This window comes from Colwellia sp. Bg11-12 (genome assembly GCF_014076955.1).
In the GTDB taxonomy this organism is placed as follows: domain Bacteria; phylum Pseudomonadota; class Gammaproteobacteria; order Enterobacterales; family Alteromonadaceae; genus Colwellia_A.
On the sequence record NZ_JACGUZ010000086.1, the window covers coordinates 142,504 to 158,562 of the forward strand.

The 16,059-nt window shown below is 37.4% G+C and carries 12 protein-coding genes; 6 read left to right on the forward strand and 6 right to left on the reverse strand.

From position 1 onward, the window contains the following. Nucleotides 1–11 precede the first annotated feature (11 nt). The 3 genes from H4J39_RS18660 (at nucleotide 12) to H4J39_RS18670 (ending at nucleotide 5,422) form a co-directional block, all read left to right on the forward strand. Entirely contained in the window at nucleotides 12–1,172 is a 1,161-nt protein-coding gene (locus H4J39_RS18660) for a response regulator (RefSeq protein ID WP_182229828.1), read from the forward strand. Beyond that, nucleotides 1,169–3,754 (forward strand): ATP-binding protein, encoded by a 2,586-nt coding sequence (locus tag H4J39_RS18665; RefSeq protein WP_182229829.1) that lies wholly within the window; start codon nucleotides 1,169–1,171, stop codon nucleotides 3,752–3,754. The genes H4J39_RS18660 and H4J39_RS18665 overlap by 4 nt, the downstream gene beginning before the upstream one ends. 354 nt (nucleotides 3,755–4,108) lie before the next feature. Then, nucleotides 4,109–5,422 carry a diguanylate cyclase gene (locus tag H4J39_RS18670; protein ID WP_182229830.1) on the forward strand — a complete coding sequence of 438 codons (1,314 nt, stop codon included), beginning with the start codon at nucleotides 4,109–4,111 and terminating at the stop codon, nucleotides 5,420–5,422. Nucleotides 5,423–5,511: 89 nt separating this feature from the next. Here H4J39_RS18670 and yfaE read toward each other — a convergent pair whose 3' ends face one another. The 4 genes from yfaE to H4J39_RS18690 form a co-directional block, all read right to left on the reverse strand. Continuing rightward, nucleotides 5,512–5,823 (reverse strand): class I ribonucleotide reductase maintenance protein YfaE, encoded by a 312-nt coding sequence (yfaE, locus tag H4J39_RS18675; protein WP_182229831.1) that lies wholly within the window; start codon nucleotides 5,821–5,823, stop codon nucleotides 5,512–5,514. Between the two features lie 83 nt (nucleotides 5,824–5,906). Then, entirely contained in the window at nucleotides 5,907–7,037 is a 1,131-nt protein-coding gene (nrdB, locus tag H4J39_RS18680) for a class Ia ribonucleoside-diphosphate reductase subunit beta (RefSeq protein WP_182229832.1), read from the reverse strand. Between the two features lie 135 nt (nucleotides 7,038–7,172). After that, a complete protein-coding gene (gene nrdA, locus H4J39_RS18685; protein ID WP_182229833.1) occupies nucleotides 7,173–9,443 on the reverse strand; it encodes a class 1a ribonucleoside-diphosphate reductase subunit alpha in 2,271 nt (756 codons plus the stop codon). A 616-nt stretch (nucleotides 9,444–10,059) separates the two neighbouring features. Then, a complete protein-coding gene (locus H4J39_RS18690; RefSeq protein WP_182229834.1) occupies nucleotides 10,060–10,971 on the reverse strand; it encodes a LysR family transcriptional regulator in 912 nt (303 codons plus the stop codon). A gap of 185 nt (nucleotides 10,972–11,156) precedes the next feature. On the opposite strand from H4J39_RS18690, the gene H4J39_RS18695 reads away from it, so the two are divergent. The 3 genes from H4J39_RS18695 to H4J39_RS18705 all read left to right on the forward strand — a co-directional run bounded on the left by H4J39_RS18695 (nucleotide 11,157) and on the right by H4J39_RS18705 (nucleotide 14,253). Further along, on the forward strand, nucleotides 11,157–11,843 hold the full coding sequence (locus tag H4J39_RS18695; RefSeq protein WP_182223807.1) for a type 1 glutamine amidotransferase domain-containing protein: 687 nt from the start codon (nucleotides 11,157–11,159) through the stop codon (nucleotides 11,841–11,843). A gap of 76 nt (nucleotides 11,844–11,919) precedes the next feature. Beyond that, nucleotides 11,920–13,077 (forward strand): iron-containing alcohol dehydrogenase, encoded by a 1,158-nt coding sequence (locus H4J39_RS18700; protein ID WP_182229835.1) that lies wholly within the window; start codon nucleotides 11,920–11,922, stop codon nucleotides 13,075–13,077. Between the two features lie 132 nt (nucleotides 13,078–13,209). Next, nucleotides 13,210–14,253, forward strand: a complete 1,044-nt coding sequence (locus tag H4J39_RS18705) for an NADP-dependent oxidoreductase (protein WP_182229836.1) — start codon at nucleotides 13,210–13,212, stop codon at nucleotides 14,251–14,253. A gap of 147 nt (nucleotides 14,254–14,400) precedes the next feature. On the opposite strand, the gene H4J39_RS18710 is transcribed toward H4J39_RS18705, so the two are convergent. Together H4J39_RS18710 and ubiG are read right to left on the reverse strand one after the other, a co-directional pair. Next, nucleotides 14,401–15,060: an HAD family hydrolase gene (locus H4J39_RS18710; protein ID WP_182229837.1), complete on the reverse strand. Its 660-nt coding sequence runs from the start codon at nucleotides 15,058–15,060 to the stop codon at nucleotides 14,401–14,403. A gap of 16 nt (nucleotides 15,061–15,076) precedes the next feature. After that, complete coding sequence (gene ubiG / locus H4J39_RS18715) at nucleotides 15,077–15,799, reverse strand: bifunctional 2-polyprenyl-6-hydroxyphenol methylase/3-demethylubiquinol 3-O-methyltransferase UbiG (protein ID WP_182229838.1); 723 nt, start codon at nucleotides 15,797–15,799, stop codon at nucleotides 15,077–15,079. Between the last annotated feature and the right edge of the window lie 260 nt (nucleotides 15,800–16,059).

The window sequence follows — 16,059 nt, forward strand, 5'->3', positions numbered from 1 at the left end:
AAGGAATTATTATGCAAAAGCCACGTTTACTCATTATTGATGATGACAAAGATTACCTTGAATTACTTCATGAAGCATTAGCCGAAAATTTTGACGTAACGTGTGCGAGCAACCTCAAAGACGCCGATAAATTTGTCAGTAACAATGAACTTTTTGATATTGCTTTAGTTGATGAGAACATTGGTGATGATAAAGGTTCAAAGTGGATAAAAAGCCAAGTAGAGCATCACACGGTAGCAACTTCATTTGTGTTGTATTCTGGATTAGCAAACGAAGACGCCGTACTTAAAGGCCTAGAGTGTGGCGCGGATGACTTCCTTGCGAAACCTATTTCTTTACTCGCATTGAATAACAAACTTAAAAAGCTTATTTCTTACCAAGATAAAATTCATAGTTTTGAAACAGAAATTTGTTCAAAAGATAGAGTGATCAATATTTCAATGGCACAAGCCTCTAAATATGGAAGCTGTATGCAGCTAACATCTCGTCTTAATCATTGTTTTACCTTAGAAAAAATTAGAGATGAAATGTTTTCGTTTCTATATTCGATGAATTTACAAGGCTGCATCGCTTTTTACCCTATTAATGAAAAGCCACTTTTCTTTAGTGCTAAAAACGGCTTTTGTTCTCCTGTTGAAATCGATGTAATGAAGCTACTAAAAGTGAAACCTAGGTTATATCGCTTTAGCTCTAGAACTATTTTTAATCATCCTCTTTGTTCAATACTCATTCTCAATTTAGAGGAAGGGGCTATTGATACCGATATATATATAGACGCTTTAGCATCTGTCATTGAATGTGTTGGTGCTCGCATTGCCTTTATTACCTATAAAAATTCATTGGTACATGTACAAAGTAAAATACAACAAGCTGTTTCTGCGACCAAGCAAATGATTGCTATTTCCAAGCATCATCAACAAGAAGTTATGAATGAGATTGTCACAAATATAGGGATGAGCTTTCATGTACTAGAAATGTCTGATGAGCAAGAAGAATATTTAACAAACTTGGTTCATACGTCCTTGAAAAAACACTCACAAGACGATATAAATTTTCTTGAAGTTACACAATTACTTGATGGTGCCTTAGCCAGTGTTGATGAACTTGAAGTCCTTAATCAGCAGCAAGAAGAGGAAATTGTTGATATTGATGAAGAGGATGAATTGTTTTGAAACAGGTCTCTGATGATTTAGCAGTAGCGCTAAATAGTATTCCTTTCCCGGTTATTCAAATAGCGCATCAAGGTACGATCACGGGCTGTAATATCTGGGCAGAAAGGCTTTCTGGCTATTTAACGCTAGAGGTAAAAGGACAAAATTTAGACATGCTATTGCCCGGCAAAACGGTTGACTCCCTTGTAGAACTAATTGATGACGGTCTGCAACCTTCAGGGGAAATGTTAAAGAGTAGCGCTGTGTATTTGTTAAGTAAATCGAAAAAAATGCTTAATTGTACAATAAAAGTCAGTGAAGTAGCTGATGGTTATATAGCCTACCTTACCGATTCATTTTTAAGTGATACGAGCAAGGATAAACCTGATCATGTGGAAACTAACTCACCTCGTAAAATCACGTCGTTAACGTTGTCAACGCATACTCATAAAATATTAAATGGTATAGAAGAAGCCTTTTGGGAATGGAATATTGCCCAAGGAACCATACTTTATTCGGCTCAAGTGATGGCTATGCTGGGTTATGACACAAAATCATTTTTAGGTCCGCTGTCTTTTTACGAAAAACACTTAAAGCCAGAAGATTTAGCCAGCCTCAATCGACAAGCTAAAGCACACTTTATCGGTGAAACACCCTGCATTAATCTAACACTGTCAATTACGACTGAACTTGGAATAACTAAATGGATCACTATTTTTGGTAAGATTATGGAATATAGTGACGACCGAGCATATAAAATGTTTGGTTCAGTTAAAGACATTTCGGATCAGCACCAGTTAGTTGAAAAGCTAAAAGAGAGAAATAATTACTTATTACTCGCGGAACGTTTAAATAAATCAGGACATTGGCGCTTAGATTGCCTTAAGAAAACTTTATATTGGTCAACAGAACTCTATAAAATCCATGGTGTATATCCCACAAGTTATGTTCCAAATGTAGATACTGCGTTAGATTTTTATCTGGAAGAGGAACAAGATAAGGTACGAAATCATTTAGATAAAGCGATGATTGATAAACAAGGATTTTACTTTAAAAGTGCCATAAAACATAAAAGCGGCAGAAAAGTTAAAGTGGAATGTTTTGGCGAGGTAGAATTGAATATGGCGGGTGAGGTGGTTGGTGTCTTTGGGGTTTTTAAAGATATTACTAAATCTGAAGATATTTTTGAAAAATTAAAATTGTTAGCAATGGTGAATTACACAATTAAAGTACCTGTGTTTTTTATTAACGACAAAGACAATGTGGTTTATCAAGATCTTACACCAAAAACTGCTCATAGTAGCTCAGTGCTTTTTAATTACATTAATTTCAGTATCACGGATTACCTTGCTTTCAAACGTAAAGCGAAAAAGTGTGGCCAATTCAAAGAAACGAATATTAGCTTTGATCAGTACAATACTATTTTTGACTTATCAGTAACTTATGAGGCCGATGAAGGGATATTTATTTGGATTGTTGAAAATGTTACAGATCAATTTCGCAAAGACCAGCAACAACTTATTAGTAATCGACTTGCCTTACTGGGTAATACTTTCGGTAATGTTTCTCATGACATCAATAATGTGCTCGGCGTAGCCTTAGGCGCGACCGAAATGTTAGAAATTAAGTTTGCGCAAGGCGAGCGAGATATTTCAACGTATATTGAGCGGGTAAAAAATGCTATCGACAAAGGTAAAAGTGTAACAGAGCGCTTATTAGCTTTTACTCGAAAACCAACCATTAAGGTGGTCAAATTTGACCCCATGCAAGATATTATTGATAACCAGTATCTTTTTAAACAATTATTACTGTCAACCATTGATTTTAGCATCAATACTCATGAAGTCTGCTGTGAAATAAATTTTCCTCAGGGTGAATTTATTAATATTTTACTCAATCTCGTACTGAACTCTCAAGATGCGATCCGCGAAAAAGGCCTCATTGGGAAAATTGAAATATCTGCGAACATTAATAAGGAGAAAAATTTAGAAATTCATGTACAAGACAGCGGTATAGGCATTGAGCAAAGTAATTTGACAAAGGTATTTGATCCCTTCTACAGCAGTAAATCAGTTAATAAAGGTAACGGTATTGGCTTAGCTAATGTCTACAGTACGATATACAAACATAATGGTCATATTAAAGTCGAAGGGTATGGCTACTTAGGTGGTGCGCACTTTACTTTAATATTTAAGTGCCGAGTATTAACAAACCCAACAATAAAAACGCCTCTAGCGATTAAAAGCCCACTAGATATGCAGGGAAAAAAGGTTCTAATTTTAGATGATGAAATTAGTATTGCTGAATTTGTAGCTTTGTACTTAGAAAACGAAGGCGTTAAAACTCAACATACCAATAATAAAGTTGGCTTAATGAAAATATTATCCACTGAACACATTTTTGATATTTTTATTACAGATATGATTTTGCCCGACATTTCGGGTCGAGAAGCTGTTGAGCTTGTGAAAGCTAAGTTCCCCTATATTCGTGTTTTTTCAATCAGTGGTTATATCGCAGAGGAAGATAAACAGTGGCATTATCCGGTACTCAGAAAGCCTTTTAATTCTAAAGAGTTGGCAAGTTTTTTAATTGATAATAATTGAATTTTATCCTAGTTTATTGCCTTTACTCCACTTTTAAATCATTGTGATAGCGGTTATTAATGAACGGCTATTAGCACCTTTGTAAACGCCATTGCGCTTTTATTGGTTAAAGTTACCCAATAAATTTTAGTCCTATATTATAGCTGGGCTTATAAATGAGTTAATTAAAGCGATGGAAAATTTTTTTTATAATGATATTATTGTTATAGTTCATAAATTTATGGGTGTTTAAAAGTCGTTGTGGAATTACTATCACCACAATAAGGCGGTATGTTGAACCGTTGGCTCATATAAACGTTACAAAAGCTTTACGCCCTAAAGATAACTCATGAACCTTCACTCTGAGGATAAACGATGAATTTGAAGAAAAAATATAACATTCTCGCTGTGGATGATGCTAAAGATACACTCATGCTTTTAGAGTTTGATTTAGCAGAAGTCGGTTATCAAGTATTTACCGCCGAATCGGGTGAACTCGCCTTGGCTGTTTTAGAAGAACAAGCCATTGACCTTATTTTATTAGATATGTATATGCCTGGTATTTCAGGATTAGCGGTACTGAAGAAAGTAAAGACTCATCCTTTATTTATGAAAACACCCGTTATCATGCTATCTGCTTCAGATGATGAAGATAAAATTGTTGACGCATTAGAATCTGGCGCTGACGACTACGTAACTAAACCCTACATTCCAAAAGTTTTGTTAGCTAGGATCAGAACCTCTATCCGGCTTTTAGAAAAAACCCTCGAGTTAGAGTCTCTTGCTAAAACAGATTTCCTAACGGGGATTAATAATAGAGGCGCTTTTGAAGATTTAGCCAGTAAAGCGATTAGCCAAGCAAAGCGTACCAACCTGCCGCTTGTTATGGTGATGCTTGACATTGATTTTTTTAAGGCTGTTAATGACAATTATGGTCATGATGCTGGCGATAAAGTATTAATTCAATTTGCCAGTACTCTTTGTGAATGCTTTCGAGATTACGACATTATTGGCCGAGTTGGTGGTGAAGAATTTGCGATTTGTATGCCAAATACTACGATAGAAAATGCTATTGCTGCCTGCGAACGTTTTAGACTTTCGATACAAAATACTCAAATATCTATTGATGATACCAATGATGAAAAAATCTCTGTAACCGTAAGTATTGGTTTATCATTGGGACAAGACGCTGAAATGAGCTTAGAAGAGTTGTTAAAGCAGTCTGATCTTAGCTTATATCAAGCGAAGAAAAATGGCCGTAATCAAACTCAAATTCATGAGGAGATAAATACTGTAATGCCTGACGATTATAGTGAAGACTTACAAAATACTACTGAAGATAAATATCCAGGTATAGATTTTCAGGTGGGTGTTGGTAATGTTTTGGGTGATGAAGACCTTTTCGCTGAAATATTAGTGATGTTTTATGAAGACCATTCTAATGATAGTGAAAAGATTCAACAGGCGATCAGCAATGAAGATCAATCTGCCTGTAAACATTTAGTGCATACTTTAAAAGGGGTTTCATGTTCTGTAGGGGCTATGCGGCTGTTTGAGTTGACCAAAGCATTAGACGGTGCAATAACTGTAGAAGACAAAGCTAGCTATCAGCAACTTTATCAACCTGTTGCTTTGGAATTAGTTAAAATAGTCGCGGGGATTGAGGCTAAATTAGCAGATAAACTTTAATCTTTGAAACGATAGAAGTACCTGCATTCTCAAATTAAATCTTTTTTGATGAAGGTACTATCGAATATTGTTACTCGTCGCCGTTTTAATTACTCGACAATAAGTTTAATATTACTCTTGGGTACGCAACAACAAGAGAGTACTTCGCCTTCGCCAATAAAAGCTAAGGGTTCACCTTGGGGGTATGATATCTCGCCTTCAACTAACGTGACTCGACAAGCACCACAAAATCCATCACGACAATGATAATGCACTTCTACATTGGCATTCTCTAAGCATTCAAGTAAACTTTTGTCATTTGCTTGAAATATAATAGTTTTATTATCGACACTGATATTGTGAAGTGTTTTATCTGTGGTATTTTTGTTCTGTGAAACTGAACAATCATTAGCACTTTTCATTTTTAAAAGACTTAAGCACTCAATGTGCTAATGATGTTATAAGAAAGCATGATAGTAAGTTCTTTACTTAAATATGAAAGTCATTAAAGATCAAATCCGTCAAAGTCATCACTGGAAACAGAAGAGTCAACCTGACCGACTAAGTAACTTGATATCTCAGTTTCTTGTGGAGCGACCTGAACATTGTCTGATACCAAATATGCATTCATCCATGGTAGTGGGTTGCTCTTAATGTCAAATGGAGCATCAAAACCAATAGCCGTTAGACGTTGATTACTGATGTATTCAATATATTGATTTAAGATTGCTGCATTTAAGCCAATCATTGAACCATCTTTGAATAGATACTGTGCCCATTCTTTCTCTTGCTCTACCACATCAAGAAATATCTGTAATCCTTGCTCTTTCATTTCTTGTGCAATAACTTGCATTTCAGGATCATCTCTACCAGACAGCCAGTTGTTTAAAATATGCTGGGTACCGGTTAAATGCAACGCTTCATCACGGGCAATAAGTTTGATGATTTTAGCATTACCTTCTAATAATTCACGCTCGGCAAAAGCAAACGAACAGGCAAAGCTAACATAAAAGCGAATAGCTTCTAAAGCATTAACCGAACAAACAGCAAGATATAAGCGTTCTTTAAGCTTACGCGTTGATACTTCAATCATTTCACCATCGACTTCATACGAACCTTCTCCTTGTGACTGGAGCAGCTGTGTGGTGATTATCACGGCATCAAAGTATTTAGAAATACTTGACGCACGCTTTAATATGGCTGGGTTAACAACGATGTCATCAAATATTTCACTCGGATCTGAAAACAGATTCCGTAAAATATGTGTATACGAGCGCGAATGAATCGTCTCACTGAACGCCCATGTTTCTATCCAAGTTTCTACTTCGGGTAAAGAAACAAGAGGTAAAAAAACAGCGTTTACTGAGCGAGCAGCCATAGAATCAAGCAATGTTTGATATTTTAGGTTTGAAATAAAGATATGCTTTTCTGATGGCGTTAAACTCTGCCAATCAGAGCGGTCTTTTGAGACATCTATTTCTTCAGGACGCCAAAAAAATGATAACTGTTTTTCAATAAGCTTTTCAAAAGCAATAAAACGTTGCTGATCATATCGTGACACATTGACACTGTTCCCTAAAAACATTGGCTCGAGTAGCGCATTATTAGGGACTTGGTTAAACGTAGTGTAGGACATCTATTTCTCCTTGATAACACGCATGATGGTCGCGGCCTGCTATCGAAATTTACTTTTTAAAATGATTTTTATCACTGAACATGCCAGCAGCCCCATTGCTAAATAAGCAATGAAGCTTGCTTTTTGTGCACGTAATTATATTTTACACGCGCCGCCTTCACAGTCTTCTTCTAATCCAAGCATATCCTCAGAGGCACCATCACGTGTGTTATGGTAATACATGGTTTTAACGCCTAACTTATAAGCGGTCAAAATATCTTTTAGAATTTGCTTAACGGGCACTTTTCCACCTTCAAATCGGGCAGGGTCGTAATTAGTATTTGCAGAAATTGTTTGATCAATAAATTTCTGCATGATGCCTACTAATTGTAAATAGCCTTCATTGCTTGGAATGTTCCAAAGTAATTCATAGTTATGCTTTAATCTTTGGTACTCAGGTACCACTTGTTTTAAAACACCATCTTTACTCGCTTTGATGCTGATCAAACCACGTGGTGGTTCAATACCGTTTGTTGCATTTGAAATTTGTGAAGAGGTTTCTGATGGCATTAACGCTGAAACAGTTGAGTTTCTTACACCATGCTTTTTAATGCTCTCACGTAAGCCTTCCCAGTCAAGGTGAAGAGGTTCGCCGGTAATGTCGTCGATGGTCTTTTTATAAGTATCAATCGGTAAAATACCTTGCGATAAGCGTGTCTCATTAAACTTAGGACAAGCCCCTTTTTCTTTCGCTAATTCATTCGAAGCTTTCAACAAATTAAATTGTATCGCTTCAAAAGTACGGTGAGTCAAATTGTTTGCACTACCGTTTGAATAAAAGACGCCGTTTTTAGCTAAGTAATAAGCATAGTTTATTACGCCTATACCTAATGTTCTGCGACCTATAGTGGCATTATATGCGGCTGGCATTGGATAGTTTTGATAATCAAGTAAGCTATCGAGTGCTCGAACAGCTAAATCTGACAATCCTTCTAATTCATCTAAACTTTCTATTGCACCTAAGTTAAAGGCAGACAAAGTACAAAGTGCTATTTCGCCGTTTGGATCATTGATGTCATTCATTGGCTGTGTTGGCAGCGCGATTTCTAAACACAAGTTGCTTTGACGAATAGGCGCTTGTTTAGGATCAAAGGGGCTATGCGTATTACAGTGGTCAACATTTTGTAAATAAATTCGACCCGTGCTGGCGCGCTCTTGAGCAAACAAAGTAAATAATTCAATGGCTTTGATACATTTTTTACGAATTGAGTCATCAGCTTCATATTTTACATACAAAGCTTCAAATTTATCTTGGTCTTCAAAAAATGCATCGTAAAGGCCAGGAACATCGCTCGGACTAAAGAGAGTAATAGACTCACCTTTAATCAAACGAGTGTACATAAGCTTATTGAACTGCACTCCGTAATCTAAATGACGAACACGATTTTCTTCAACACCACGGTTATTTTTAAGGACCAGTAAGCTTTCAACTTCTAAATGCCAAAGTGGGTAGAATAATGTTGCTGCTCCACCTCGAACTCCGCCTTGTGAACAACTTTTAACAGCGGTTTGAAAATGTTTGAAAAACGGGATACAACCAGTATGAAATGCTTCACCGTTACGTATTGAACTACCTAAAGCACGAATACGGCCCGCATTAATGCCAATACCTGCTCGCTGAGAAACATATTTAACAATTGAGCTAGAAGCGGCGTTTATTGAATCTAAACTGTCACCACATTCAATTAATACACACGATGAAAATTGACGAGTAGGTGTACGTACTCCTGCCATAATCGGTGTTGGTAACGATATTTTGAAAGTTGAAATAGCGTTATAAAAACCTTCAACATATTTTAAACGCGTTTCAACAGGGTATTTAGCAAATAAACAAGCTGCGACTAAAATATATAAAAACTGGGCACTTTCATAAATTTCACCCGTGACACGGTTTTGAACAAGGTATTTACCTTCCAATTGTTTTACCGCTGCGTAGCTGAAGTCTAAATCACGTGAGTGAACAAGGAATCGTTCCATCTGTTCAAATTCTTCTTCACTATAATCAGCTAAAAGATGCTCATCGTATTTCCCCTTTTCTACCATACTAACAACATGTGAAAATAGTTTAGGGGGTTCAAATTGGCCGTAGGCTTTCTTACGTAAGTGAAAAATAGCTAAACGTGCTGATAAATACTGATAATCAGGTGTTTCTTCTGAGATAAGGTCAGCGGCAGCTTTAATAATCGTTTCATGAATATCAGCAGTTTTAATGCCGTCGTAGAATTGAATATGAGACTTTAATTCAACCTGTGACACTGACACGTTATCAAGGCCTTCAGCAGCCCAAGTGATAACTTTATGAATTTTTTCTAAATCGATGAGTTCTTTTTTGCCATTACGCTTACTTACAAAAAGATTATTAGTCATGAAAAACCTGTAATTTATTAATTATGCTGGTCGCTTTATTTACCTAACGTTGTTAATTAGAAACACGTTAAGTGAACACTTATCATTATTATATTTCCCTAAAAGCATAAATCAGCACAAAAAATCGTCTGAACAACAAATACACTATATGTAGGGGTTTTCTAAAAACTGATCACAAGATAATGAGGTTTTGATGTTTTTGCAAGTGATAAAAAGCAGAGTTTTTAATAACTTTCTTTAGAGTAAAAGTTCAGTTAGTAACGACTAACTTAGTAGTGCTTTTTATTTTTGATATTACAAAAACGCAACGTTTATTTTAATTAATTTTTGCTGATAAAGTTTTTTTAAAATAAATTTCATCTCTGCTCACTAAATTTGTAAGCTAAAAGTTAATTTTCAATAAAAACAGTAGGTTGCTTTTTTTTGAACAAGAAGGGTACTAAATGAACGATATCGCTGCTGTTATGGTTTTTCATAATATTCCCATAACAGGTTGTATAATCTTTACACGTTAATGAATACACCAATAAAAACGTTGAGGTAAAATTGTTCACCTTTTAGCTACTTTATAATAAAGGCAAGTAGGCAGGGCGATATTCTCGTTTAGTCAGTGTATTTATTGTTTCTTGGTTTTGTTTTGGCTGGTGAAATATTCTTTCAAAAAATTAAGGAGTAATCTGAGTTTTTTAGAGTTTGCTGTGCCAGGTGGGAATACACCATAAACATTGATATCGCTTAGGGCATAGTCATCCAGTACCGTTTCTAAGGTGCCTGCTTTTATTTTTGGCCACGCGTCGTAAGTTGGAATACGGCCTAAACCATGTCCTGCCTCAACAAAAGCAGTACGTGCTGCCGCATTATTGGTACTTATACTTCCCTTCATGGTAACACTGAACGAACGGCTGCCCTTCGTTAAGGTTAATACCCCAGACGTTAATTTGTAAATAACCCATTGATGGTCACTTAAATCTGCAGGTTTAGTGGGCCGGCCAAATTGAAGGAAGTATTCAGGAGCGCCACAAAGGCAAGTTTCTAATGTTGCAAGCTTACTGGCTTGCAAACCAGAGTCAGGTAAGGGTGCACCCCGAATGGCCAAATCGATACCTTCTTTCATAATATTAACGACTTCATCAGTTAGCATGACATCAAGGGCAATTTTAGGATAAATTTTCTTAAACTCGTTGAGTGCCGGAACAACCGTTTGTAAACCAACGTTTACTGGGCACGTTATTTTAAGGAGTCCAATGGGTTCATTTTTGAAGTTTTCAATTTGTTGGTTTGCGGCGCTGGCTTGCTCGGCAATAACGCGACAGCGTTCATAATAAGCTTGGCCTGCTTCAGTAAGATTAATAGAACGTGTAGAGCGATTAAGTAGCTTTACCTCGAGCTGTGCTTCGAGCTTTTTAAGATGATAACTCACTACTGCTCGAGATAAGCCTAAATGTTTAGCTGCAGCACTTAGACTACCTTGCTCTATGACTTGCGCAAAAACAACCATACTTTTGAGCTGTTCAAATGAAATATCCATAATATGACCTATTAATTAAAAACACATGGCTAATCGCTTACTTAATTATCATTGTATCAATAATTAATACAATGATGTCAGTTTTATCTGCATTGTTCATATTGGTTCTTAGGCATATACTAGCTGCATAGAAAATAAAAACACACTCAACTTATACTCACTTACTTATAAATGGATGAATGATAATGACTAAAAAAATATTGATGGTACTTACTTCACACGATGAACTTGGTAATACAGGCCAAAAAACAGGTTTTTGGGTTGAAGAATTTGCAGCGCCATATTACGCTTTTATCGATGCGGGTGTTGAAGTAACACTGGCGACCCCTAAAGGTGGTCAAGCACCTATTGACCCAACAAGTACACTTGAAGATTTTCAAACATCGGCTACAGACCGTTATGACGCAGACAATGAAGCGCAAGCTAAAATTGCTGCAACAGTAAAATTGTCTTCAATTAATGAAGCTGACTTTGATGCTGTTTTTTATCCGGGTGGTCATGGTCCATTATGGGATCTTACTGATAATACTGACTCAATCAATTTGATTGAGAGTTTTCTCAAAGCAGATAAAGCCGTTGCTACTGTTTGTCACGCCAGTGCAGCTTTATTGAATGTTAAAGAAGCCTCAGGTGATTTTGCCATAAAAGGTAAAGCAGTGACTGGTTTTACTAACAGCGAAGAAGAAGCCGTTCAATTAACAGAAGTTGTACCTTTCTTACTTGAAGACGAACTCATTAAGCGTGGCGGCGAATACCAAAAGGCGCAAGACTGGCATGCCTTTGCAGTACAAGATGGCCTTATCATTACCGGTCAAAACCCAGCAAGCTCTGCATTAGCGGCTGAGAAATTACTGGCTCATCTTACCGCATAGATTCTTAGAATAGACAACTCGATTAGCTAACCTGTTTAGCTAATCGACTTAATTCTTTACGCTTAAGGACATATAAATGTTAAATTTTAATTTTCAAAACCCAACCAAAATTAATTTTGGCCCAGCAGAAATTCAAACAATTTCAAAAGAAATACCATTAGACGCAAGAGTATTGATTGTTTACGGTGGTGGTTCAATTAAAGGCAATGGTGTTTATCAACAAGTCATTGATGCGCTTAAAGAACATACTTACTTTGAATTTTCAGGCATTGAACCTAACCCCACCTACGATACTTTAATGAAAGCGCAAACTATTATTAAAGCGGAAAAAATTGATTATTTACTTGCCGTTGGTGGTGGATCTGTAGTTGATGGCGCTAAATTTATTGCTGCAGCTGCATTATTTGAGGGTGATGACCCTTGGGACATTCTCGCTAAACAGCAAACGTTCACTAAAGCACTACCTATTGGCGCAGTATTAACCTTACCTGCTACAGGCTCTGAGAGTAATGGTAATTCTGTAGTAACACGTGATGGCAACAAGCTACCTTTCTCTAGTCCTTTGGTCCGCCCTTTGTTCGCTGTACTCGATCCCGGTGTGACATTGTCATTATCTGATCGTCAAATTGGTAATGGTGTTGTTGACGCTTTTGTTCATACCATTGAGCAATACTTAACTTATAATGTTAATGGCAAAGTGCAAGACCGTTTTAGTGAAGGTTTATTACAAACCTTGATTGAAGAGGGACCCAAAGCACTAGCTCCAGAAACTAAAGATGACCTAGATGTTAGAGCTAATATCATGTGGTCGGCTACTATGGCGTTAAATGGGCTGATCGGCGCGGGTGTTCCACAAGATTGGTCGACACATATGATAGGCCATGAATTAACGGGAGCCTTTGGTATTGACCACGCACGTACCTTGTCTATCGTGTTACCTGCCGTAATGAAAGTCCGTCGTGAGCAAAAACGTGAAAAATTACTTCAATATGCATCACGCGTTTGGCAGATAAATGAAGGCGATGATAATACGCGTATTGATCAAGCTATTCGTTTAACTGAACAGTTTTTTGAGAAAATGCAAGTACCAACGCGTTTATCCGACGTAAACCTTGGTAGCAGTGATCTTGATTTACTGGTTGAACGATTAGAACAACATGGTATGACAGCACTGGGTGAAAAAGGCGATATTACCTTAGACATAAGCCGCGAAATTTTAACTCAAGCACTGTAAGTATAACGGTGCGTTGTTTAATTAAAAATATCCACGCACCGCTTTATCTATCAAACAGGCTAACTTCAGATTTAGCCTGTTTTAACCACACTTTCTTTATCGCTTCTTTGCCCATTTATAATAGGAATTAATATGACTCAAACAACGGATATCAATCGCCAAATGACTTTGGCATCGCGTCCTTTTGGCGCACCTACAGCTGAAAATTTTAGCCTTGTGCGCAGCGAAAAACCTACACCTAACGCAGGTGAAGTATTGCTTCGTACTGTGTTTCTTTCACTTGACCCTTATATGCGCGGGCGAATGAGTGATGCTAAGTCTTATGCAGACCCTGTCGGATTAAATGACGTAATGGTTGGTGGTAGTGTTTGTCGAGTAGAGGAATCAAACCATAACGATTACAAAAAAGGTGATTGGGTTGTCGCTTTTGGTGGTTGGCAAGATTATAGTGTTATAAATGGCAGTGAATTACTTAAACTTGATAACAATATGGCTGCTCCTTCACATGCCTTAGGTGTGCTAGGCATGCCAGGGCTAACTGCTTATATGGGCTTACTTGATATTGGTCAGCCAAAAGCAGGCGATACGGTCGTTGTTGCTGCAGCAACAGGTGCTGTAGGCAGCTTAGTAGGCCAAATTGCCAAATTAAAAGGCTGTAAAGTTATAGGTATTGCGGGTGGCGAGACTAAGTGTAAATATGCGATTGAAACGTTAGGCTTTGATGATTGTTTAGATCATAAAAGCGATGACCTAGCCGAGCAATTAGCAACCGCTTGTTCATCAGGTATTGACGTTTATTTTGAAAATGTTGGCGGAAAAGTCTTCGACGCAGTTATGCCACTATTAAATAGTTGTGCACGCGTGCCTGTGTGTGGTTTGATTTCTCAGTACAATGCAACTGAATTACCTAGTGGACCCGACAGACTTTCGTTATTAATGGGCACACTTCTTGTTAAGCGTATTAAAATGCAAGGTTTTATCGTTTTTGATGATTATGGCCATCGTTACAACGAGTTTAGTGAGCAAATGGTGAAATGGTTAATAGCTGGCGAGATAAAGCATAAAGAACACCGAGTTGAAGGGCTTGAAAACACGGTAAGTGCTTTTATTGGCTTATTGAAAGGCGAGAACTTTGGCAAGTTGGTGGTACGTGTTGGTCCAGATAATCTTGATTAACAAACTTTACGCTGCCAAGCTCATTACGTTATCAATACGTTAATGTAGCTGAACCGAATAAAAAGCCACTTTAACAGTGGCTTTTTATTAATGTATCGGTAACTCACTTGATAATTTACTGGTTATACGGTTAATTCCATCGATATGTTATTTAATAAACGATAATACGGCTAATGGCGTTTCAGCATGATAGTCTGCTTGCCAGTTTTTACAATCCTCACCCGCTAAGATATAACCCCACTTTGCGATAACCGTGGTTGTGTTTGCGCTATTTCCTGCTTCAATATCACGTAAAGCGTCACCTACATATAAACACTGTTCGCTGGGAACGCATATTTCTTCACAGGCTTTAAGGATTGGCTCTGGGTGTGGTTTTCTATTGACAAAAGTGTCGCCGCCAATAAGTGATAAGCATTTTTCGAACTCAGGGTAGTGGGGTAATAACTTTCGTGTTAAACCTTCTGGCTTGTTTGTTACAACCCCCCAAGGGATCTTCTGTTCGTTTAGCGTTGAAAGCAATTCAGTAACCCCAGGGTAAAGGCAAGTATGAACAGCAATATTGTCTTCGTAAAAAGCTAAAAACTCTGCTCGCAACTGCTCGTAATCATAGGCATCTAAATCATCAGCAAAACCTAGTGTTAATAACCCTAAAGCACCATCAGAAGCGATTGGGCGATAATCTTCACGAGCTACTTCCGCTAAGTTATACTTTCGAAGAACATAGTTAAGTGCTGCGCCTAAATCATTAGCGGTGTCTAATAATGTTCCATCTAAATCAAATAATACGCCTGAAATTTTATTGTGCATCAACGAATACCTTTACTTAAATTTTTTGACAACAAAGAATGTAATTTACATCAAGAGATGAAATAAGCTTATGGTTTTGGGTAAGCGGGTTGTAATGAATCCCCGCGGCATCAATACACTTAAGGTCAAATGATTCAGCCCATCCTATTAATGTAGCAGGGCGAATAAAACTGTTATGGTCGTGTGTACCATTAGGCACTATCTTAAGTATTTTTTCTGCGGCAACGATAGCAAGCAAATAAGACTTTATTGACTTATTGAGTGTAGAAAAGAAGACATAACCACCTGGTTTTACCATTTGTGCACAAGCGCCAATGATTGAAGCAGGGTCAGGCACATGCTCAAGCATTTCCATACAGGTAACAATATCGTATGTTTGAGGTTGTTGATTCGCTTTTTCTTCAGCAGGAATTTTTTGATAATCAACGTTTAAACCACTTTCCAATGCGTGTAGTCTCGCTATATTTAATGGCTCTTCACCGAGATCAATACCGGTAACATCACCACCAAGCTTAGCTAAACTCTCCGCTAAAATTCCGCCACCACAGCCAACGTCAATGATTTTTTTGCCAAAAATGTCACCGACATGCTGACAAATAAATTGTCGTCGAAGCGGGTTTATTTGATGTAATGGCTTGAAATCACCCTCAAGATCCCACCACTGACTGGCGACCTTTTCAAATTTTGCGATTTCTTCTTCATTTACGTTAACAGCTTTATCGTTGATGGTTGTCGACATTAATTTTTCATCATATTAATCAATTATTATCTGCAATTCTAAACTAAAGCCAATGCTACGCCTAGTGTTGAAAGCTCAGTTAGTTACACAAGTCAAAAGCGCTTAATTTATAGGCTTTTGCGGATAACTCAATGTGGACAAAACAGGCCGTACCAATACCTTTTCTATAGCGGTTACCTTACCCATTACTGATTTTATCAGCTGATATTCTCCTTAAAAATGATCAAGTTAAAACTGAGCTGACGGCTGGAAATGGTTAT

Coding starts and splice junctions, on each gene's coding strand:
- nrdA (WP_182229833.1), bottom strand. CDS start 9,443: ATGACTAATAATCTTTTTGTAAGTAAGCGTAATGGCAAAAAAGAACTC.
- H4J39_RS18710 (WP_182229837.1), bottom strand. CDS start 15,060: ATGCACAATAAAATTTCAGGCGTATTATTTGATTTAGATGGAACATTA.
- H4J39_RS18670 (WP_182229830.1), top strand. CDS start 4,109: ATGAATTTGAAGAAAAAATATAACATTCTCGCTGTGGATGATGCTAAA.
- H4J39_RS18695 (WP_182223807.1), top strand. CDS start 11,157: ATGACTAAAAAAATATTGATGGTACTTACTTCACACGATGAACTTGGT.
- H4J39_RS18700 (WP_182229835.1), top strand. CDS start 11,920: ATGTTAAATTTTAATTTTCAAAACCCAACCAAAATTAATTTTGGCCCA.
- nrdB (WP_182229832.1), bottom strand. CDS start 7,037: ATGTCCTACACTACGTTTAACCAAGTCCCTAATAATGCGCTACTCGAG.
- H4J39_RS18705 (WP_182229836.1), top strand. CDS start 13,210: ATGACTCAAACAACGGATATCAATCGCCAAATGACTTTGGCATCGCGT.
- H4J39_RS18690 (WP_182229834.1), bottom strand. CDS start 10,971: ATGGATATTTCATTTGAACAGCTCAAAAGTATGGTTGTTTTTGCGCAA.
- ubiG (WP_182229838.1), bottom strand. CDS start 15,799: ATGTCGACAACCATCAACGATAAAGCTGTTAACGTAAATGAAGAAGAA.
- H4J39_RS18660 (WP_182229828.1), top strand. CDS start 12: ATGCAAAAGCCACGTTTACTCATTATTGATGATGACAAAGATTACCTT.
- yfaE (WP_182229831.1), bottom strand. CDS start 5,823: ATGAAAAGTGCTAATGATTGTTCAGTTTCACAGAACAAAAATACCACA.